This is a genomic window from Streptomyces sp. NPDC048255 (assembly GCF_040652415.1).
Classification (GTDB): Bacteria; Actinomycetota; Actinomycetes; order Streptomycetales; family Streptomycetaceae; genus Streptomyces.
Genome location: NZ_JBEZMA010000096.1, coordinates 1 through 18,147 on the forward strand (window position 1 = coordinate 1; position 18,147 = coordinate 18,147).

The 18,147-nt window shown below is 70.4% G+C and carries 17 protein-coding genes and 2 pseudogenes; 8 read left to right on the forward strand and 11 right to left on the reverse strand.

From position 1 onward, the window contains the following. The 4 genes and pseudogenes from AB0D94_RS36200 to AB0D94_RS36215 all read left to right on the forward strand — a co-directional run. On the forward strand, nucleotides 1–270 hold a 270-nt coding region (locus AB0D94_RS36200; protein ID WP_362061625.1), incomplete at its 5' end, for a DUF664 domain-containing protein. A 988-nt stretch (nucleotides 271–1,258) separates the two neighbouring features. Next, nucleotides 1,259–1,510, forward strand: a pseudogene (locus tag AB0D94_RS36205) (hypothetical protein); the annotation flags it as partial. 39 nt (nucleotides 1,511–1,549) lie between these two features. Next, a complete protein-coding gene (locus tag AB0D94_RS36210) occupies nucleotides 1,550–2,431 on the forward strand; it encodes a hypothetical protein (RefSeq protein WP_362061677.1) in 882 nt (293 codons plus the stop codon). Between the two features lie 106 nt (nucleotides 2,432–2,537). After that, entirely contained in the window at nucleotides 2,538–3,086 is a 549-nt protein-coding gene (locus AB0D94_RS36215; protein WP_362061628.1) for a 2'-5' RNA ligase family protein, read from the forward strand. 295 nt (nucleotides 3,087–3,381) lie between these two features. On the opposite strand, the gene AB0D94_RS36220 is transcribed toward AB0D94_RS36215, so the two are convergent. Beyond that, the gene (locus AB0D94_RS36220; protein WP_362061631.1) at nucleotides 3,382–3,822 is read right to left on the reverse strand and encodes a hypothetical protein; all 441 of its coding nucleotides are present in this window, start codon (nucleotides 3,820–3,822) and stop codon (nucleotides 3,382–3,384) included. A gap of 123 nt (nucleotides 3,823–3,945) precedes the next feature. Between AB0D94_RS36220 and AB0D94_RS36225 the strand changes: the two genes are divergently transcribed. Further along, entirely contained in the window at nucleotides 3,946–4,575 is a 630-nt protein-coding gene (locus tag AB0D94_RS36225) for a hypothetical protein (RefSeq protein ID WP_362061634.1), read from the forward strand. Between the two features lie 195 nt (nucleotides 4,576–4,770). On the opposite strand, the gene AB0D94_RS36230 is transcribed toward AB0D94_RS36225, so the two are convergent. The 4 genes from AB0D94_RS36230 to AB0D94_RS36245 form a co-directional block, all read right to left on the reverse strand. Then, nucleotides 4,771–7,569, reverse strand: coding sequence for a S8 family serine peptidase (locus AB0D94_RS36230; RefSeq protein WP_362061637.1), 2,799 nt, complete (start codon nucleotides 7,567–7,569; stop codon nucleotides 4,771–4,773). A 194-nt stretch (nucleotides 7,570–7,763) separates the two neighbouring features. Then, on the reverse strand, nucleotides 7,764–9,413 hold the full coding sequence (locus AB0D94_RS36235) for a phospholipase A2 (RefSeq protein ID WP_362061640.1): 1,650 nt from the start codon (nucleotides 9,411–9,413) through the stop codon (nucleotides 7,764–7,766). A 907-nt stretch (nucleotides 9,414–10,320) separates the two neighbouring features. Next, the gene (locus AB0D94_RS36240; RefSeq protein ID WP_362061643.1) at nucleotides 10,321–11,001 is read right to left on the reverse strand and encodes a hypothetical protein; all 681 of its coding nucleotides are present in this window, start codon (nucleotides 10,999–11,001) and stop codon (nucleotides 10,321–10,323) included. Next, nucleotides 10,998–11,339 (reverse strand): helix-turn-helix transcriptional regulator, encoded by a 342-nt coding sequence (locus AB0D94_RS36245; RefSeq protein WP_362061646.1) that lies wholly within the window; start codon nucleotides 11,337–11,339, stop codon nucleotides 10,998–11,000. Before AB0D94_RS36245 ends, AB0D94_RS36240 begins: the two co-directional genes overlap by 4 nt. A gap of 89 nt (nucleotides 11,340–11,428) precedes the next feature. On the opposite strand from AB0D94_RS36245, the gene AB0D94_RS36250 reads away from it, so the two are divergent. After that, the gene (locus AB0D94_RS36250) at nucleotides 11,429–11,893 is read left to right on the forward strand and encodes a DUF2269 family protein (RefSeq protein WP_362061649.1); all 465 of its coding nucleotides are present in this window, start codon (nucleotides 11,429–11,431) and stop codon (nucleotides 11,891–11,893) included. A 5-nt stretch (nucleotides 11,894–11,898) separates the two neighbouring features. After that, nucleotides 11,899–12,186 carry a DUF3817 domain-containing protein gene (locus AB0D94_RS36255; protein ID WP_362061652.1) on the forward strand — a complete coding sequence of 96 codons (288 nt, stop codon included), beginning with the start codon at nucleotides 11,899–11,901 and terminating at the stop codon, nucleotides 12,184–12,186. A gap of 115 nt (nucleotides 12,187–12,301) precedes the next feature. Here AB0D94_RS36255 and AB0D94_RS36260 read toward each other — a convergent pair whose 3' ends face one another. The 4 genes from AB0D94_RS36260 to AB0D94_RS36275 form a co-directional block, all read right to left on the reverse strand. After that, complete coding sequence (locus AB0D94_RS36260; RefSeq protein ID WP_362061655.1) at nucleotides 12,302–13,372, reverse strand: polyprenyl synthetase family protein; 1,071 nt, start codon at nucleotides 13,370–13,372, stop codon at nucleotides 12,302–12,304. Nucleotides 13,373–13,498: 126 nt separating this feature from the next. Continuing rightward, nucleotides 13,499–14,662 (reverse strand): oxygenase MpaB family protein, encoded by a 1,164-nt coding sequence (locus tag AB0D94_RS36265; RefSeq protein ID WP_362061658.1) that lies wholly within the window; start codon nucleotides 14,660–14,662, stop codon nucleotides 13,499–13,501. A 26-nt stretch (nucleotides 14,663–14,688) separates the two neighbouring features. Beyond that, nucleotides 14,689–15,741 carry a polyprenyl synthetase family protein gene (locus AB0D94_RS36270; protein WP_362061661.1) on the reverse strand — a complete coding sequence of 351 codons (1,053 nt, stop codon included), beginning with the start codon at nucleotides 15,739–15,741 and terminating at the stop codon, nucleotides 14,689–14,691. After that, nucleotides 15,734–16,021, reverse strand: coding sequence for a polyprenyl synthetase (locus AB0D94_RS36275; protein ID WP_362061664.1), 288 nt, complete (start codon nucleotides 16,019–16,021; stop codon nucleotides 15,734–15,736). The genes AB0D94_RS36270 and AB0D94_RS36275 overlap by 8 nt, the downstream gene beginning before the upstream one ends. A 328-nt stretch (nucleotides 16,022–16,349) precedes the next feature. Here AB0D94_RS36275 and AB0D94_RS36280 point away from each other — a divergent pair, with 328 nt between their 5' ends. Then, nucleotides 16,350–16,961 carry a class I SAM-dependent methyltransferase gene (locus AB0D94_RS36280; RefSeq protein WP_362061667.1) on the forward strand — a complete coding sequence of 204 codons (612 nt, stop codon included), beginning with the start codon at nucleotides 16,350–16,352 and terminating at the stop codon, nucleotides 16,959–16,961. On the opposite strand, the gene AB0D94_RS36285 is transcribed toward AB0D94_RS36280, so the two are convergent. Together AB0D94_RS36285 and AB0D94_RS36290 are read right to left on the reverse strand one after the other, a co-directional pair. After that, nucleotides 16,933–17,838: a DUF6454 family protein gene (locus AB0D94_RS36285; protein WP_362061674.1), complete on the reverse strand. Its 906-nt coding sequence runs from the start codon at nucleotides 17,836–17,838 to the stop codon at nucleotides 16,933–16,935. The genes AB0D94_RS36280 and AB0D94_RS36285 overlap by 29 nt on opposite strands. A gap of 160 nt (nucleotides 17,839–17,998) precedes the next feature. Further along, nucleotides 17,999–18,147 (reverse strand): annotated as a pseudogene (locus AB0D94_RS36290) (ABC transporter permease); the annotation flags it as partial.

Consider the following 18,147-nt stretch of genomic DNA (forward strand, 5'->3'; position numbering starts at 1 on the left):
GCGACGATCAACGAGCTTCCCCTCGACGCCCCCGGCCACGTGCCGTGGTGGCCGGAGCCTCATGCCGACACGAACCTGTTCGCCATCATGGTCCACGTCCTCGGCGAATCCATCCGGCATGCCGGGCACGCCGATATCCTGCGCGAGGGCCTCGACGGCCGGACCGGGCTGCGCGCCGAACACGAGAAGCAGATCGACGAGGAAGCCCGTGCAGCCTACTGCGCGAAGATCGAGCAGGCCGCCAGGTCGGCCGCACCGATCAAGGCTTAGAGGTTGTCTCACGTGACTTGATGTTCGTTCGGCACGACGCCGGTCGTGGGTGCTGTCTGTCGAAGCGTCTGGTTCCTTATGAACTCTGGGAGTCGGCCGGTCTTTAGGTGGATGGGCTGTGGCCGAATCGGGTCAGTCCCTTTGCGGCGGCTTGCACAAGCTCTACGCTCGACCGGTGTCCGGAGTTTCACAGTCAGGCTGTAGCGCCGTTACCAGGGGAGAGCGTGGACGTCCCGACGTTGATTCTCCTGGGGGCGGCGGGTGGCCTCCTGCGTGGTCTCTTGGACCTGTACACCCGGTTCGTGTCCTGGCAGGCCGATCGCCACGTCCATCGGCAGTTGACCGCCGAAGGGACGGTACAAGGGGTACCCCCGCAGTTCCGAACGTACTTCGACCCCGCCGTCGACGTCGTCGCGGCTGCCCTGCACAGCGTGATGGGTGCCGGGGCCGCGGTGCTGTTCGGCACCACGGGACAGATCAGCGGTGAGTACGCCGCCCTCGTCGTCGGAATGTCGGCGCCCATCCTGCTCACCCAACTCAGTCGTATCCAGACGGTGAACGAGGCGATGACGGGCGCCCAACAGCCGGCTGGGACGGCGGAAGCAGCCACGGAGGCCGGGGCAGCTTCGACTGCCGGTGCCGTGAACGTGGGCGCTGCGGGCGGCCCCGGCACCGCAGAAGCCCCCGGTGCCGCAGCGCCGTCCGCTGTTCCGCCCCGAACGGAGCCTCCGCCCGCGCCCTCCGTGTCCCCCGCCGCCCAGTCCCAGCCTCCCCCCTCCACTGAAGCCCGGCCGCTCCGCGCGCAACCGATGCCTTCCCCCAGGCCGGCTGCCGCGGCCGCGGAAGCTCGCACGCCGAGTCCCACACCCGGCGAGATCCCCGCGGGCCGGACACAGCTTCCGGAGCCCACGCGCTCCGGGGACATCCCCGTTCCCGCGGACCCTGTCGACGGAACGGGACCTGGCATCGATGGTCGAGGCGCGCCGCGATGGCGGCAGAGACCGGCGATCGGGGAGGAGGGGCTGTGACAAGCGCTCCATACCTGCTGACCGAGGACCGCCATGAGTACGAGCGGATCCTCGACGAGGCATTGCGTACAGCCCCCGACCGCCCGGAACTGGCTGCCATGGGCGAACGGCTCACGGCGGAGCAACTGCGCACCCTGGCGCTCGGCGCTACCGCACTCCTCACGGCGGCCGCAGCGGCCGAGTACGAACACTATGTGAAGGTCCGCAGAGAACGCCGTGATTCGGCGTTTCCGCCGCACAAGTCCTCGCCCATGGTGTACTCGTCCTCGGCGGCCGCCCCCGCCCCGTCCGCCCTTCCCCGCTCCGGCACCAGCCCGGCGGCCACCGACCACCGTGCACGGGCAGGTCTGGGCCGGCGGTTCGGCGCGGCCGTCCTGGGTGCCGGACAACCTGGCGGCCGCGGGATCAGCGATGGAGTCGCTGCGCCACGGTGGGCCAGGATGTCTTACAGCCGCCGTCTGCTGGCAGCGCTGCTGGGCCTGCACGTACGCCCAGAGGTACCGTCGGCGGCGGGGGCGCGGTCACCGCGTACGCCCGAGCCGCCGGCGGCCGCCCGAACTCGCCCGACCAGCAGCGAAACACAGGCCCTGGAAACGACCGAGGCGGCCGGAGCCGGGTTGTTCACCGTCTTCGCCGTCCTCGCCCCCGTCCTCTCAGGAACCGCCGCCGCGTTGTTCTTCCTCATCGGCCTCGTCCTCAAGATGTTCAGCGCCGAGTCGGGGTCCGGCCGGACCATGTTCGCCGCTGGATGGCTGTTCGTAGCCGTGGCCGTGGGCGCGATCGCCGTCTGTGCGGTCGGCCTGCTGGGTACTGCCCTGCGCAGCAGCCGCGACCAACCCGCGCCGGAGGCCGCGCGCTACCACGAACCGAGCGAGGAGCAGGTCGCCCGGGCCAGAGAAGCCTGGCGGAACGCCCTGCTGGAACGGGGCATCATGCCCTTCCTCAGGGATGCCCTCGCTGACCCGCCCCCTCCGCGCTCGGACGCCTCTTCCCACACCCCCCGCCGCATGCCGGATCTCCGCTACGCCCGTCCAGACTTCACCTCCCCCGGTTCCAGCCCCAATCCCGCTCCGAGCCCCCGCCCGAGCTACACCAGCCCCGACCTCGCGGGCCCAGAACACCAGCCGGAGTGAGGCGCCGACGCGTGGATCACCGGCCAACACATCGGCCGCGACCGCCTCGACCACGCCCAACCCGTTGCCCTCGCCCCCCTCCCGGTGCAATGGGCGCAGTAGCGGAGTGGCCTGCGATGATGGCGGCGTGCCAGGGCCAGGGACCACTGCCGTCGTCATTGTCCTGCCCGATGCCGCCCCGCTCCTCGAGGCGGCGTGGCGTATCGACCCGGTTCTGGTGCGTCGTGGGGTGCCGGCGCACGTCTCGCTCCTCTACCCGTTCGTGCCGGAATCGGCGCTGACGGATCAGGACGAGAAGGGCGTGCGTTCCCTGGCGGCGAGTTTTCCGGCAGCCGATCTGCTCTTGGAGGAGGTCGTGACGGCGTCCGGCTTCGTTGCCGTCACGGTTCCGGGACTCCAGGCGATCGTCGATGCGTTCCGCGCCCAGTGGCCCGGGTTGCGCCCGTACAGGGGCCGCTTCGGGGCGCGGCCCGCCGCCCATGTCACGGTCGCTATGGGTGCGGACGACCCGACAGCTGCCGCCCATGTCCGCGCTGCGATCGGCAGCCTGCTGCCGCTGCACACCCGTGCGGCGGCGGTCCAGCTGGTGGTGCTGACGGAGGAAGGCTGGCAGCCGCGGCTCACCGTGCCGCTCGGCGTCCCGGACGGGCCGTAGACACCGCCCGCCAGTACCTCGCCCCTGGCCCTGGCCCTGGCCCTGGCCCTGGCCGCGAGCACAGCCCGAGGGCGGCACCCCATCCTCGGCGCGTAGGCGTCCACCCGCCCGACGCCGAGGGCGGGCGCCGCGTCCGCTGCCAGGGCAAGATCCCCGGCCGGGCCCTGGGCCCCCGCGGCCTCCTGGAGTTCCTGCGGCGGGCAGGACTGGACCCGGAAAGCGTCCGCCCGAACGGCCCCCTGCTCATCGAGTGGCGCGGCGGCGTCGGCCGTCTTTGGCTGAGGGTGATCCCCGATCAGCGGCGGCCGGTGGCCAGGATGACGAGGAACTGGCCGCCGCCCGCCTCGATGTCGGCGGTCACCGGCAGCCCCGGTAGCAGCCGGGAGAACCGGTCCACCAGCCAATCCGCCACCTCTTGGGCGTCCTTCCTGGTCGGACAACGGCCCACCATCTCGCGGCCCCCCTTGCGCTCCAGCCTGTCGGCAACGGCGATCAGCGGCGCGGGTTCGACTACGTACAGGCGCTCCGGCCAGGCGATGACCACCTTGACCGCACCCTTGCGGCTGTTGCACCCACGGTGCGCGAGCCGCTCGGCGACCTTGGCCTTCCGGTCGGCGGTCCGGCTGTCGACACTGGGCCCCCGCGGGTCGTTCACCGACTCGTCGGGGTCGACCGGTTCGTCACACACCCAGCACCGCCAGCCGTCGCGCTCGGCCACATCATCAAGAAGACTCATCCGAGCAAACTAGCCTGCCCGGGGCGGGCAGGGTCAGACAGGACCACCACAGCACGGGTCTTCCTTCGTCACAGACCGGTCACAGCGTCCACACAGCCACCCGAACCCCGCCAACATGGCGCGATGCGCACACACCGCACCATCACCCTCCTGGCTGCCGCGAGCGTTCTCGGCCTCACCGCGTGCGACCCGCAGGCCGCCGACAGTGGCAAGCCCGCAACGCCCGGCACCCCGGCTGCCACCCCGGCGGCGTCCAGCCCAGCCCCCTCTGCCAAGACGGCCACTCTGCCCGACCTCGTCGGCAAGGGCCTCCAGACGGCCCAGGACGAAGCGCAGCAGGCCGGCTTCTTCGTCCTCACGTCGCACGACGCCCTCGGCCGCGAGCGGCTCCAGGCTCTCGACCGGAACTGGAAGGTTTGCAGCCAGACACCAGGACCGGGCGCGGGCCTCGACACCAAGACCAGCGTGGACTTCGGCGCGGTCAAGCTCGAAGAAGCCTGCCCCGCCACGGACGCGCCCGCCCCGAAGCCCGCGGGCGACGTCATGCCGAACTTCGTCGGCCAGGGCATGAAGGCCGTCCGCTCCGCGCTCCCGGCCAATGCGAGCGTCACCGTGAAGGACGCGGTGCAGAGCCGTGTGGTCCTCCAGGAGTCGAACTGGAAGGTCTGCACTCAGGACCCGAAGGCCGGAGCCGCGCTCACCGGCCAGCCCTTGACCTTCACCGTCGCCAAAACCGACGAGTCCTGCCCCTAGGTGTGTCGTCGAAGTGCCGTCTGGCTTGGCGCCCCGGCCAGGCGCCCTCAGATACCGCGCGTAGCCGCCGTGACGAGCCGGGAACCGGGCTCGACCAGGGGTGATGTCGATTGCACTACGCCGCGTCCCGCGTCCGGCGCCTGGTCTGCGACCGGAAGGGTTCACCGCCTGCGGCAAACCCTTCCGGTCACAGGACTAGCGAGCGGAGTAGCCGAAGGCCACACCGTTGGCCGGCAGGCCGCCCGAGCCGGGCTTGTACGTGGTCACGGGAGCGACGCTCCCGCCCTGGGTGACGTTGGACATCGGCAGCGCGTACAGCGCACCGGCCGCGTTCGGCCCGAAGGGCATCCCCACGTACAGCTTGGTCGCGGTGAGGTGGATGTTCTTGCCGAGCTGCTGGTTGGACCCGGGCGTCCCGGGGATCCCGTCGCCGTCGCCCGCCTCGATCCAGCGGTCGTTCGGTCCGGCCGAGCCGGCCATGGAGAACGTGTGGATCGCGCCCGCCTTGGTCGCGGTGCCGAGCGCCTCGCCGGGCGTGCCGACCGCGAGCCGCATGGAGGCCACGGTGCTCACCGAGCCCGGGGCGGTGTTGACGGCGGTCAGCGTCTCGCCCATGCGGTCGCCGGTCTCGGAGGTGCCGGAGACGTCGTCGTCCGCGGTGCCCTGCTTCAGCTCGCGCAGGTAGCTCCAGCTCCCGTCGGCCTTGATCCGGATCAGCACCACGCGGCCCGCGTTGAGCCGGTTCTCGGTGCCCACGACCACGCCTTCACCGGGCGAGCCGATCGCAAGGATCGATTCGGTCGGGGCCGGGGAGCCCGTGGGCCGGAACGGTGCAATGGCCACCGCGTAGCCGAACTGGTCGCCCGCCTCGGCGTCACCGGAGATGACGGCGCTGTCCTGGTCGAGACCGGCCAGCGGGGCCGGGCGGCCGTCGGCGTCGAACGCGTTGGCGTCGAAGATGACGACACCGCCCGCCTTCGCCTTGGTGCCGAGCGCCTCGTTGGGGGAGGCGATGGCGATGTAGTTGGCGTCTGCGGTCAGGGCGAAGCCGAAGTTGTCGCCCGCCTCGGGGTCACCGGGGACGCCGGGCTTCTCCTGACTGATCGTCAGGCTCGTGTTCCCGTACACGTAGAAGGCGGTGCCTGCACCGGCGAGCGTGCCGATGGCCTCGCCGGGCGAGCCGATCAGCAGGTACGGCCGGCCGGCGTCGTTGACGGCCGCCGCGAGCGACTGCCCCATCCGATCGTTGGCCTCGGCTGCCGACGCGGCGATCGCGCCGGTGCCCGCGCCCTGCTCGAAGACCGTGGCCTTGAGGGTGCCCGCGCCCAGGCCGCCCGCGGAGCCGTACAGGATGTCGACCCTGCCCGCGTTCGTGGCCGTTCCGATGGCCTCGCTCGGGGTGCCGACCACCAGGTCGGTGAAGCCGTCCTTGTTCCAGTCGATGGTGGCGAGGGTCTCGCCGAAGTAGTCGTCCTTCTCGGAGCCGCCCGGCACCCAGTCCAGGTCCTGGCTGAGCTCCGCGGTGCCCTTGCCGGCGCCGTACACGACACGGATCAGGCCGGCGTTGGCGTTCGTGCCGACGGTGGCCTGGGTGTCGGAGATCGCGATGTCCTCGGCGCCGTCACCGTTGAAGTCGGTCACGCCGACCGGCTTGGGGGTGTTGCCGCCGCCGCCGAGCGCCGCGCCGAGGTCGGTCCGGGGCGTGGTGGCACCCGTGTAGATGATGGGCCGGCCGCTGCTCTTCAGCAGGGCCGTGAGGTCCGCGACGCTCTTGGTGGGGTAGGCCTGCTTGAGTACGGCGAAGGCGCCCGCCACGTGCGGGGTCGCCATCGACGTGCCGTTCTTGGAGGCGTAGTTGCCGCCGGGCACCGAGGAGACGATGCTCGTCCCCGGGGCGAAGAGGTCGAGCAGCGTGCCCCGGTTGGTGAAGGTGGACAGCTCGTCGTCGTCGGTGGTGGAGCCGACCGTGACGGCGGAGGAGATGCAGCCGGGGACGCTCACCGCGTCGGCGTAGCCGTTGTTGCCGGCCGCGATCACGGTGGCGACACCGGCCGCGAGCAGGTTGTCGACGGCCGCCTTGCGCGGGTCGGCGTCACAGGCGGCCGTGTAGTGGCCGCCGCCCAGGCTCAGGTTCGCCGCGATGACCGGCGTCCCCGCCTGCTTGATCTTCAACACCTTTTCCAGAGCCGCCAGTTGGGCGCTGGGGAAGCTGGCGACGCAGGGCACTTCGCCGGCGCAGGAATCGGCCGTGTTGAACTGCGAGAAGACCTGGATCGCGATGATGTCGGCGCCGGGGGCGACACCCGTCTTCGGGGCACCGGTGGCACCCGTGCCCTTGCCCGCGGCGATGCCGGCCACGTGGGTCCCGTGGTCGCAGGCGGCCAGGGCCGCGCACGGCCCGGAGTCGGTGTCGGCGGAGCCGGGACCCTCCTGCTCGGCGGCACCGTTGGGGCAGAGGCTGGTGGCGCCCAGATCCGGATCGATCGGCGAGAAGCACGCCTCGGCCTTGACCCGGCCCTTCAGGAACGGGTGCTGGGTGGCGACACCGGTGTCCAGAACGGCGATCGCGGCGCCCGCACCGGTCTTCCCCGCCGCGGCCGCCGCGTCACCGCCTATGAGCGGGACGCTCTCGTCCAGGGTCGCCGGCTCCGGCTTGTCCTCGGTGACGGCGACCACGCCCGGCTGGGCGGCGAGCCGGTCCAGGCCCGCCTTGTCCACCTTGAGCGTGACCACCGGCAGCGACTCGAAGTCCTGCTTCGTCTCACCCGCGGCGGCCGCCTCGGGGATGTCCGTACGGCTCTTGGTGAGCACGTTGACGCGGATGGTGCCGGCGTCGGCGGCCCGCTCGTACAGCGGCGGGTCGACGATCCCGCCCGGGACCGCGGCCTTGACGGCGTCGGGGACGCTCGTCGGCGCGGCGGCCCGGGCCGGTATCGCGCCGAGGGTCGTGGTCATCGCGACGGCGACGACCGTGACCCAGATCTTCTTCTTCATGGTGCCTCGGGGAGCAGGGGGCCTGGCGTGGCCCGTGGACGGGCGGGCATGGCCGGACCCGTGGAGATGGGGGAAGAGTTGGGGTGCGAACGGACCGGGTGGCGCAGTTGCGGCGCCACCCGGCCCGATCCCCTCCCAAGGGGGTGAACCATCAGGAGGGCGTGCGAGGGAACTTCAGGAGCCCGCGCCCGTCATCAGGTGGCGTTCGCGCCGTTCTTGGCCCGCCCGAAGACCGTCACCGCGCCGTAGTACGTGTTGGCGAGGGAGCGGCAGGTGCTCTTCCAGAAGTAGGCGGGGCAGGTCTTGCTGTAGAGCGTGCTGTAGAACACGGCGTCCACGGCAAGGCCCTTGTTGCGCGACAGGTAGTACTTGTAGCCCTTGTACGAGTTGCCGATCAGGCCGTAGCCGTAGTCGTGCATGTCGCAGGAGGGGATGAAGTTGTAGCCGAGCGGCTTGTCGGGCGCGGTGGTGCAGTGGTCGTGGTTGATGCCCCGGACCTTGTAGCCGGTCGGGGTCGTCTTCCACTGGGGCGAACGCCATCCGTAGTGCGCCACCTTGGCGGTGCAGCCGGTCTTCCAGTAGTACATCCAGTGCCGCGCCCAGCTGCACTTCGACGGGTACGACGTCGGGTCGGTGATCTCGCCGCCGGTGAAGTCCGAGGCGGGCGGCGGGGTGGTGACGCCGGTGCTGCCGTCCGGGGCGTCGCCCTCGACGGCCAGGCCCGGGGTCGGGACGGCCTCGCCGTCGAGGGTGGCGGTCGGGGCCGCGGAGTTGGCCGCGAAGCTCAGGTCCCAGCTGCCGTTGGTGGGCGAGCTGATGTCGGCGAGGCGCTGGGTCGCGTCGTAGGCGTAGGTGGCCTGCGGCTCGGCGGCCTCGCTCGGGTTGGTCACGGTGCGCAGCAGACCGGAGGAGTCGTAGGCGTACCGGGCGAGGGTCTGCGTGGTGGCGCCCTCGGTGACGGTGATCTGCTTGACGCGGCCCGCGTAGTCACCGAACGAGGTGCCGGCGGCGGTGGTCGAGGCCGCGTAGGTGACCGAGGTGGACGTCGCGAGGCGCTCGCCCGCAGCGGGGTTCGAGACCTTGGACACCCGGCCCTGGGCGTCGTACTGCACCGTGGTGGCGTAGACGTTGTTGCCGACGCTGGTGACCCGCCACTTGTCGGTGCCGGTCGCGGCCTGCTGCCACTTGTACGTGGGCTTGAGGTCCGCGGCCGGGATCGGATTGCCGGCGGCGTCGGTGAACGCGTCGTCGCCCGAGGCGACCGCGGAGAGGTCCACACCGAGCACCTCGACGATGGACGTCACCAGGGTGCCGGTGGCGTCGTTCCACTTGGAGGTCGCCGTGACCTGGGACCCGTCGGTGGTCGCGTACTTCTTCACGCCACCCCCGTCCGGGTAGTCGATGCTCGACTTCAGCGCGTACGTGATCTTCTCGTCGACCCCGAGGTCGGTCACGACGATGCTGTCGCCCTGCTGCTCCAGCTTCCGGTTGAGCTGGCCGCCGACGAACTCGGCTTCCCAACTGGGGCCGAAGACACCCATCTCGGGGCGCGTGGTGGGCGCGGACTCGGGCTTGGCGAGTCCGCCGTCAGGCTGCGCGGAGACGGTGTGGCGGCGACCTATGAGGGCCGCGTCCACGTCGTTCTCGGCGACCTGGAAGGTCTTGTCCTCGGTCGAGTACTGACCGGGGCCGATCGTGGACAACGTGCCCTGGGCCAGCGGCTGGTCAGGTGTCTCGGCCGCCAGGGCGTTCGGCTGCTGGGCGGACGCGACCGCCACGGAGTGCTGCGGCAGAAGCAGCGTCAGTGACAGCGCGGCGATGACAGGAAGCGCGATTTTGCGCACCAGTCCCCCCTCGTGTTCGTTCTCGGCTGGTGATCGCTGCGGACAGTAGACGCCTCTTGATCGACTCCACAAGGCACGTCTCACGCGGACACAGCGGCCCCGCGCTTGCTCCCGTGAAGATTCCGCTTCCGCCGCCGGATGCCCGAACACGACTGAGTACAGGTACTCATGTGCTGCTGAGGCCGCCGCCCCAAACTGTGCGCATGACGAAAACCCCACACCCCGATCGGCTCACTCGCCCGACCGGCTCGCCGATCACGGTCACCGCACGGCCCACGAGCCCCCTGCACCGAGAGGTCGGGAGACTCCGCTCAACGAAGCCGGAACGACCCCCGTCCATGCGCGCACAACGCCTCGAAAAAGCATTCCCTACAGCAAATCAAAAGATTCAAGCCTCGCCCTCAAGTGGCCCCGGTCACTTACCCGACACTTCGCCAGAAGGGATCTCATCAACTTTCAACCACCTCAAACCGGACTAAATTGGTTTCAATATCCGCTCTCCGGGAGGCTTCGCATGTTGTGCGCCCCCACCCCCCGCCAACCGAACCGATCACCTTATTCGTTGCGTTGGCAATCCCAGAACCGTTCGGGGCAGTCGGTGAAGGCCACGGAATGGCCGAGAGCGGCGTCCTCGGCGACACCGGTGTCGGCGGCCGGCCGCAGCCTGACGCGGGACGGCTGCGGCAGCGACGCCGGACGGGAGTTGGGCGTGCCGAGGCGGGCCGACGGGTGGAGGTGACGGCGTCTCCGCGAAGACCGCCGAGGCCCTTCAGGCCTCGATGCGCCGCCTCTTCGAGGGCAAGCCCCAGCACACCGAGGCAACGGCGGAACGGTCGTCATCGTGATCACGATGACGACCGTTCCGCCGTTGCCTGCTCGGGTCGCGGGCTCCGCGGCCTCCCGTTCGTCAGGGGGCGGTGACAGGCAGGCGGGCGCAGTGGCGGCACGCGCGTGCAGAAGCGGCGATGCGCGCGTGGAGGGCGATGGTGATCAGACAGGCGGCCGCGGTGAGCGGCCAGTTGGTGGCCAGTACAGCGGCAGTGATGAGGGTCAGCGCGCTCAGCCCGAGGGCGACTGCCGCGGTGGTTCCCGTCCAGGCGACCACGAGCGGCAGTCGTTGCGGGAGGGGCAGTCGGCGGGCCAGTGTGCCGGTGACGGAGAGGCACACCGCCGCGAGCAACGCGGTGAGCGCTGCGAGGCCGCCGAGGTGGGCTGCGGCCACCTGGAGCGGGTCCGGCAGCCGGCGGTCCGCCGCGCGGGTGGCGAGCTCGACCAGGTACCAGCACACCAGCACGCACGGGATGATCAGCATGACGGTGCGCGCGGTGTGACGGGCCTGGGTGATGGTCAGTTCATGCTGGAAGCTGGGCGCGAGCTCGGCCACGGTGCCGAACTGGCGGATGGCCTGGCGGGCGGCGTCCCGGTCGGGTTCGGCATCGGGCGACAGTTCCCGCGCGGTGTCCAGGAGGCCTTCGCGCAGTTCGTCCACCATCTGGGTCTTGAGTCGGGCCGGGCCGTGCAGGGTGGCCGTCAGGTCCGCGAGGTGGGCTTCGATGGTGTCGTCGGCAGGGATCTCGGGCGCTTTCACGTGGCGTGTCCGGAGGCCGGTGCGGGTTCCAGCACCGAGCCGATCGCTGCGATGAACTCCCGCCAGTGGGTCCGCTCGGTGGCCAGGCTGCGCCGTCCGGCGTCGGTGAGTTGGTAGCAGCGCCGACGGCGTTCGCCCACCGACTCCCAGGCGCTGCTCAGCAGTCCGATCCGCTCGAGCCGGTTGAGGGCGGGGTAGATGGTGCCCTTGCGCAGCTCTAGTACGCCCCCGCTGCGCTCCTCGACCGCAGCGATGATCGCGTAGCCGTGCAGGGGGCCGGATTCCAGTACGGACAGCAGCAGTCCGTCCAGGTGGCCGCGTACCGCATCCGTCTTCATGGTCAGGCAGCCTACCTAAGTGACCTCTCCCTGTGCTACCTATAGATCGACAGCCAATCTATTGGCAGCCAATCCATGAAGGGACCCCTGTGACCAAGCTGCTGCTCTCGCTGCACGTCCTGGCCGCGATCCTGGCGATCGGGCCGATCACCGTCGCAGCCTCGATGTTCCCCCGCTACGCCCGGCTGTCGGCCAGCGGCGACGCGCAGGAGCACAACGGCCAGAACGCCGCGTTCCTGCACAAGATCTGCCGTGGGTACACGGTCGTCGGCATCGCCGTCCCGGTCCTCGGTGTCGCCACCGGCGCCCGGATGGGCGTCCTGACCGACGCCTGGCTGCTGACGTCGATCGCGCTGACGGCTGCCGCCGCGGCCCTGCTGCTCACGGCGGTCCTGCCCGGACAGGCCCGGCTGCTCGCCCAACCCGCGGACGCCATTTCGGAGCTGCGGTCGGCGGCGGCACGCCTCTCCATGACCACGGGGATGTTCAACCTGCTGTGGGCAGTCGTCGTCGTCCTGATGATCGTCCGCCCCGGCTCCACGACGGGAGCCTGATCAGCATGCGAACTCTGCGCATCGCGGCCGCAGCCGAAGCCGCATCCCTCACGCTCTTGCTGCTCAACCTGTTCACCGTGCACACCAGGGTGATCACGTCGCTGGGCGGTCTGCTCCACGGCACGGCCTACCTGGCCGTCATCGTCGCAGTCTTCCTCACTCCCGCCCTCGCGCGGCCGGGAACCAAGGGGTGTGCCTTCATTCCCGGCATCGGAGGGCTCCTCGCGCTGCGCCTGCTGGGGCAGCAGCCACCTGCCTCCTCCCCCGACAGACTGCCCGGCGCCGACAGCTGACTGGGAAACGATCACCGACAGCGCGGGAAACCCTCTCCCAGCGGGCTGCTCAGACGCAGCGCACCCGCGAGGTGCACACCGGCCGGGTGCATCACGCCGGTGGTGCCGTCGCTGGTCATCTGGCTCGCTCGACGCTCCACAGCGGTAGCTGCTCGAAGAAGGTGACCGCTTCCTCGCGCCACCGTGGCCGCCAGCCGGCAGCCACCGCGGACGCCTGCTCCGCGTAACCGCGCATGTCCGCCCGCATCCCGGCCGCCACGCCCCGGCGCTCCCCCATCTCCCGTACGGCAGCGATGGTCTCCGGCGTGCAGGACGCGTCACCGAGCGCGGCCTCCACCACGCGACGCTCAGCGTCGTCGACGGACGCCAGCAGGGCGCGGACGGTGTAGCTGTGCTTCCCGGCGCGGATGTCCGTGCCGGTCGGCTTGCCCATGGTGGCCGCGTCTCCGAACAGGTCCAGGTAGTCATCGCTCATCTGCCCACAGATCCCCACCAGCCGCGCGTACTGCCGCAGCTCCTTCTCGAAGCGGGCCGGCTGCTCGCCCGCGGCCAGGAGCCCGAGCTGCAGGGGCGCGAGGATCGAGTAGCGGGCGGACTTGTAGTCGGCCACCTGGTGCAGGACCTCCTCGTCCGGCGCGGCGGCGAAGTCGCGTTCCAGGTCGACGATCTGGCCCACGAAGGTGTCGGCCGCCGCCCGCGTCTGCACCTCGACCATGGCCTGCCGCACCACCACGGGCACCTTCGCCTCCAGCAGCACCCGCAGCGACAGGGCGAGCGCGAGGTCGCCCGCGAGCACGGTCAGACCGAGGGCCGCCTGCGGGTGGTCGGGGAACCGCTCGCGGTAGGCGTAGTAGGTGGACGGGCCGCCGCGGCGAGTAGGGCTGTCGTCGATGAGGTCGTCGTGCACCAGACCGTGGGTCTGCAGCAGCTCGATGCTCAGCGCGGCGGCGTCCAGTCCTCCGACCGGCTCCTCCGTCACCAGACGCGCCGCCTCGTGCAGCAGCACGACCCGGATCCGCTTCCCGCCCCGCAAGGACAACTCCCGCAGCAACCGCAGGCACTCCGGCGTGAAACGGCTGAACGACGGCGCATCGAGTCCGGCGCTCAGCGTGTCGAAGTACTCCTCGAAGAGCGTGTTGAACCGGTGCTCGTATCCGGCGACACGCTCGAGGATCTGCTGGGTCATGACGCGTTCTTCCTGCTCGGGGGGCGGCGTCGGCGTCGGCCAGGGGACACCACCGCTGTAGACATGCGACGGTAGGTGCTGTGCCCACGGTCGGTCGCGGCGGGGTCACCGGTCGCGGCGGGGTCACTACTGGCTGATGGTGGCCGGTGGCGGGGTCCAGCGGCTCTTGGGCGGGATGGTGCTGCTGACTCCGAAGTCGTTCTTGAGCTGTTCGGGGATGGCGTAGTGCATGACGCGGCCACGGGTGAGGGCAGACAGCTCGAAGATGCTGGTCAGGTGTCCGACTCGGTCCAGGGCCCAGGCCGCCAGGGGTGAGCTGTCCTCGATGGATTCCAGCAGTCCCAGCAAGGTGGGGGCGGCCTTGACCACGGTGTCCCAGGTGGTGCGGGGGACTTGCAGCCAGTCGGCGCAGGTGTCGCCGATCAGGTAGCGGATCAGGGCGGAGACGATCGGGTCGAAGAAGGTGCCGGGCACGACTTCCTCGTAGAGGTCGATGAGCTGGCGGGTGAGCTGGACGCCTTCCTCGCTGGGGCCCATGTGGCGGGTCATGTACAGGTCGGAGAACTCACGGGCTGCCTGCAGGTCCTTGGGGGCGTGGTCCTGGTCGATGCCCAGGATGGCGCCGACCACCCTCCAGGCGTAGTAGTAGGACTCGGCGCCTTCGGTGCTCATGTGGATGCCGAGGCGGTGCAGGGCGTCGAGGACCTGGATGGAGAACATCATCTGCCCGCCGATCATGTCCTCCTGACAGATCGGCGTGCCCAGGGAGGCGGTGTCCCACCGGTCCTCGCGCTTGAGGTGGTGGCGGATGGAGGCGTGCAGCAGCCTCACTTTCTGGGCGGCGGGGATGAAGCGGCTGCCGGCTTCGAAGGCGTCGGGCTGCATGAGGTAGACGGTGAACTGGCCCGTCTCGGCCATCCGCTTGGAGGGGTACTTCAGAGAGTGGGTGGCCGACAGCAGCTTGGCCACGTGGGGCAGGACGTAGCAGGCGGGCATCGAGGCGAAGGACAGCGCGGTGGAGATGTGCACGTTGTTGTCGATGAAGAAGAGTCGGGCCTTCTCCATCTCGCCCCAGTCCACCCAGGCCGGCGGCGTGCTGGTCTCGTGCAGGTACTCGCGGGCCACCTCCGGCAGCCCCTCGGGAAGGTCCTGCCCGACGGTGGAGACGTAGCGCATGAGCGTGTTGAACTTGCCGACCTCTCCGCGCTCGAACAGTGTCGCCACGGTCGCGTCGGCGAGTTCGTCCCCTGAGGTGCGCAGAGCGTCCATGGACGCTTGGGTGTAGGTCATCGTGCTCCTCCGGTGGGGTGGCGAGGTCAATGGGTGCGGGTGGCTGCGGACGTCGCCAAGTCCGCCAGTGCGCTGCGCGCTTCGGTGGTCAGATCGGCGTCGGCCAGGGCGTCGTGCGCTTCACGCAGCCGGGTGGTGATCATGTCTTCGACGCGGCCGACGGCCCCGGTCCGGTGAGCGATCTCCCGGACCCGTTCCACCTGCTGCTCGCTGAGGTTCCGCTGCCCCAGCAGGTGGTGCAGTTCCAGGCGTTCCGCGTTCGTGGCGGACGTGAGTGCATGGGCCATCAGAGCGGTGGGCCGGTTCCCGGCCAGGTCATCGGCCGGGTCCTTGCCGGTCTGCGCAGGGTCGCCGAACACGCCCAGCAGGTCATCGCGCAGCTGGAACGCCTCGCCGAGCGGCACGCCGTAGTGGCTGTACGCCTGAAGCAGCCGCGGCGGGGCGCCGGCGAGCAGGCCGCCGATCTGCAAAGGGTGTTCGACGGTGTACTTGGCGGTCTTGTAGCGGATCACCTTCACCGATGCGTCCGGGTCCGGCTCGGCCCCGGTGCGCAACACCTCCAGGCACTCACCGGCCACCAGCTCGCGGGCCAGGACCGCCCACAGGGGCCGGGCCCTGTTCAGGAAGGCGCCGGGCAGGCCCGAGGTGGTGAAGAGCTGCCCGGCCATGGACATCAGCAGATCGCCCGCCAGCATGGCCAGGGCCCGGGCGCCGGCCTTCGGCCGCGGATGATGGGTGAGGACCTCACGCAGGGCGATGTGCCCGGTGGGGCGGCCGTGCCGGGTGCGGCTGTGGTCGATCAGGTCGTCGTGGACGACGGCGGCCGCATGGACCAGCTCGATCGCGCCGGCTGCGCGTACCAGGGCCTCGCTGTCGGGCTGGCCGGCCCCGCGCCAGCCCCAGTAGCAGAACGCCGCCCGGAGGCGCTTGCCGTGCCTGGTCGCGGCATGAAGCTGCTCTGCGACCGGACCCAGCGAGGCATCGATGTCGGCCAGCGCCTCTGCTTCCTGGCTGACGAATTCGCTGAGGACCTGGTCGATGCGCTTCTTCAGTAAGGCGTGCCCTTCCCGTTCACTCACTGCCGCTTCCCGCCTGGCTGCTGCGGGCGGTGACGGTGCGGGCGAGGACCTCCATGTGGGCCGGCGGCGTGGCCGCATGCCGGTCGAGGAGCAGGCGGCCGCGCGCCTTGGTCTCCTCCTGGCCGTCAGCCAGAAGGTCCCCGAGATCGGCGCGGCGCAGCAGGCCGCTGACTCCGCCCACCGCGCTTCTCAGCCCGCTGACCGCCAGATCGGCAAGGCCGGCGACCAGGGCCACCGCGTCCTCGGTCGGTCCCGGCTTGCGGCCGTCATGGTGTGTCACAGCATGTCTCCTGCACGGCAAGGCCCGCCCCGTTCCCGCCGGTTGGCGCGGGGCGGCGCGTAGCGGTGGTCGGCACGTAGCGGTGGTCGGCACGTAGCGGTGTCCGGCGCGACGTGAAGTCCGGCGCGACGTGGTTCGAGTCTGGCCACCGAACCCACCCCAGGCAGGCGTTATGCACCATCGAGTGATCTTTCTTCCAAGATCCCGACATGCAGGAAGGGACACCTGTTACGGGACACCCTTCGGCCAGAGGCTCTTTCCGGCCCTTCCCCCGCTGGGAGGACGCCCGTTGTTTGCCCGTTGTTCGGGCGGGGGTAGCTGTCGGGGCATGCGTGATATAGTGCGGGAGCAGTACTACCGGCATCGTGCCCCGGTCTACGACGAGACCAGCTACCGCGGCGACCCCGTGGTGAACGCCGGCCTGGACCGGGAAACCGCCGACATCGGGAAACTGCTCACCGCGCTGCCCGGAGGACGGGCCCTGGACGTGGGTTGCGGGACCGGCGTGTGGACCCAGTTCCTCCGCGGCCCGGTCGTCGCCCTGGACCAGAGTGCGGAAATGCTCGAACTGGCCCACACCCGGGCCCCGTGGGCGGAGCGCGTGCGGGCGCTGTTCCCACCCCTGCCGTTCGCCACCGGAGCCTTCGACCGCATCGTCACCGCGAACTTCTACGGGCTGCTCCGGCCCGCGGAGCGGGCCGCGTTCCTCGCCGAGGCACGTCGTACGGCGCGCGAGCTGATCGTGATCGACCTGCGCAGCGACGGCGACGTGCACGAGGAGCAGATAGAGCTGCGCTCCGTCGCCGACACCACGTACCCCATCTACCGGCGCCGGTTCACCCCGCAGAGCCTGTGCTCGGAGCTGAACGGCGAGCTGGTGTACGAGGGGCTCTACTTCCTCGCCGTCCGGGTCACGGCGCCAGCGGTGTCTCCAGGGTGATCAGGTGCGACTCGCCCGCCGTTTCCCCGTCGTCGGGGACGGCGAGCATCCGAAGGACGCGCCCGTCCGTCTCCAGGTGCACCGCGTTGTACGTGACCACTCGGCCGGCCGGTGAGAGCACGGTCACCGGCGCTTCGTGCTCGATGCGGCCGGACTCGATGTCCACGACGGCGATCCCGCCGAGGCTGAAGACTCCCGCCCCCGCCAGGGGGTACTCCGCGATCCCCGTGCACACCATGTGGCCGCTGCCCGCGCTCACACAGGTCTGGTAGTCGACGAAGTGGCTCTTGTTGTCGACCCGGTGGGTGAGCTTCCCTTCGACGGTGAAGGTGAGCAGCCGCCGGGAACCCCAGGTGACGGCGTGCAGCTGGCCGCTGTCGCGGTCGCGCACGATCCCGCCGATGTGGTCGTCGAAACGGAAGGCCTCGCGCACTTCCAGGGTGTCGGGGTCCACCCGGTAGACGATGGAACGGGAGTCGGGCCGGTATTCCGCTGTCGGCACCCACAGCGATTCGCCGTCGAAGTCGATGCCACCCGGGTGGTAGATCGTCCCCTCGCCCACGCTCACCCGGCCCAGCGCCGCGCCCTCGGCGTCCGTGACGAACACATGTCCCTCACCTCGGCCGGGAGTTCGGTCGTAGCCGTCCACCGGACTGTCGTAGAAGCGGGTCGCCTCGGTGATCTCCGCCGTTGACACGTACAGGCGTTGGTCATGGCCACGCGTGACGCCTTGCGGGTGGTGAGCGGGGAAGTCCAGCGGCACCCGCCCGACCACCGTCCACGGCGTACTCCGGGTCAGCTGCCGCACCGCCACGACGACGGCCTCGTTCGAGTCGTCACACACACCTGTGGACCCGACGGAATCAGAAAGGCTCATACCCCGGTGAACGAGACCTCCCCGGTCCCGTAACGGCAGCGCTCCCCCGCACAAGGGGCTGCAGAACTGAGCAACGGGGCGGCGTACGCCGACGTGGTGTCGGGTACGCCGCCCTCGGACGGGACGCGTTGCGCTGAGGCGGGTCGCGTGGTCGGCTCGGTTACTTCGGGTCGCGGTTGAAGACCGACTTCGACCAGTAGTAGCCGAGCACCGTGAGGCCCAGGCACCAGGCGACCGCGAGCCATCCGTTGTGGCCGATCTCGCTGCCGAGGAGCAGCCCGCGCAGGGTCTCGATGGCCGGGGTGAAGG

Bases quoted from the DNA above. Each gene is read 5' to 3' on its own strand.
- AB0D94_RS36220 (WP_362061631.1), bottom strand. From the start codon at position 3,822: ATGAGTCTTCTTGATGATGTGGCCGAGCGCGACGGCTGGCGGTGCTGG.
- AB0D94_RS36225 (WP_362061634.1), top strand. From the start codon at position 3,946: ATGCGCACACACCGCACCATCACCCTCCTGGCTGCCGCGAGCGTTCTC.
- AB0D94_RS36265 (WP_362061658.1), bottom strand. From the start codon at position 14,662: ATGACCTACACCCAAGCGTCCATGGACGCTCTGCGCACCTCAGGGGAC.
- AB0D94_RS36280 (WP_362061667.1), top strand. From the start codon at position 16,350: ATGCGTGATATAGTGCGGGAGCAGTACTACCGGCATCGTGCCCCGGTC.
- AB0D94_RS36230 (WP_362061637.1), bottom strand. From the start codon at position 7,569: ATGAAGAAGAAGATCTGGGTCACGGTCGTCGCCGTCGCGATGACCACG.
- AB0D94_RS36285 (WP_362061674.1), bottom strand. From the start codon at position 17,838: ATGAGCCTTTCTGATTCCGTCGGGTCCACAGGTGTGTGTGACGACTCG.
- AB0D94_RS36245 (WP_362061646.1), bottom strand. From the start codon at position 11,339: ATGAAGACGGATGCGGTACGCGGCCACCTGGACGGACTGCTGCTGTCC.
- AB0D94_RS36260 (WP_362061655.1), bottom strand. From the start codon at position 13,372: ATGACCCAGCAGATCCTCGAGCGTGTCGCCGGATACGAGCACCGGTTC.
- AB0D94_RS36255 (WP_362061652.1), top strand. From the start codon at position 11,899: ATGCGAACTCTGCGCATCGCGGCCGCAGCCGAAGCCGCATCCCTCACG.
- AB0D94_RS36210 (WP_362061677.1), top strand. From the start codon at position 1,550: ATGGTGTACTCGTCCTCGGCGGCCGCCCCCGCCCCGTCCGCCCTTCCC.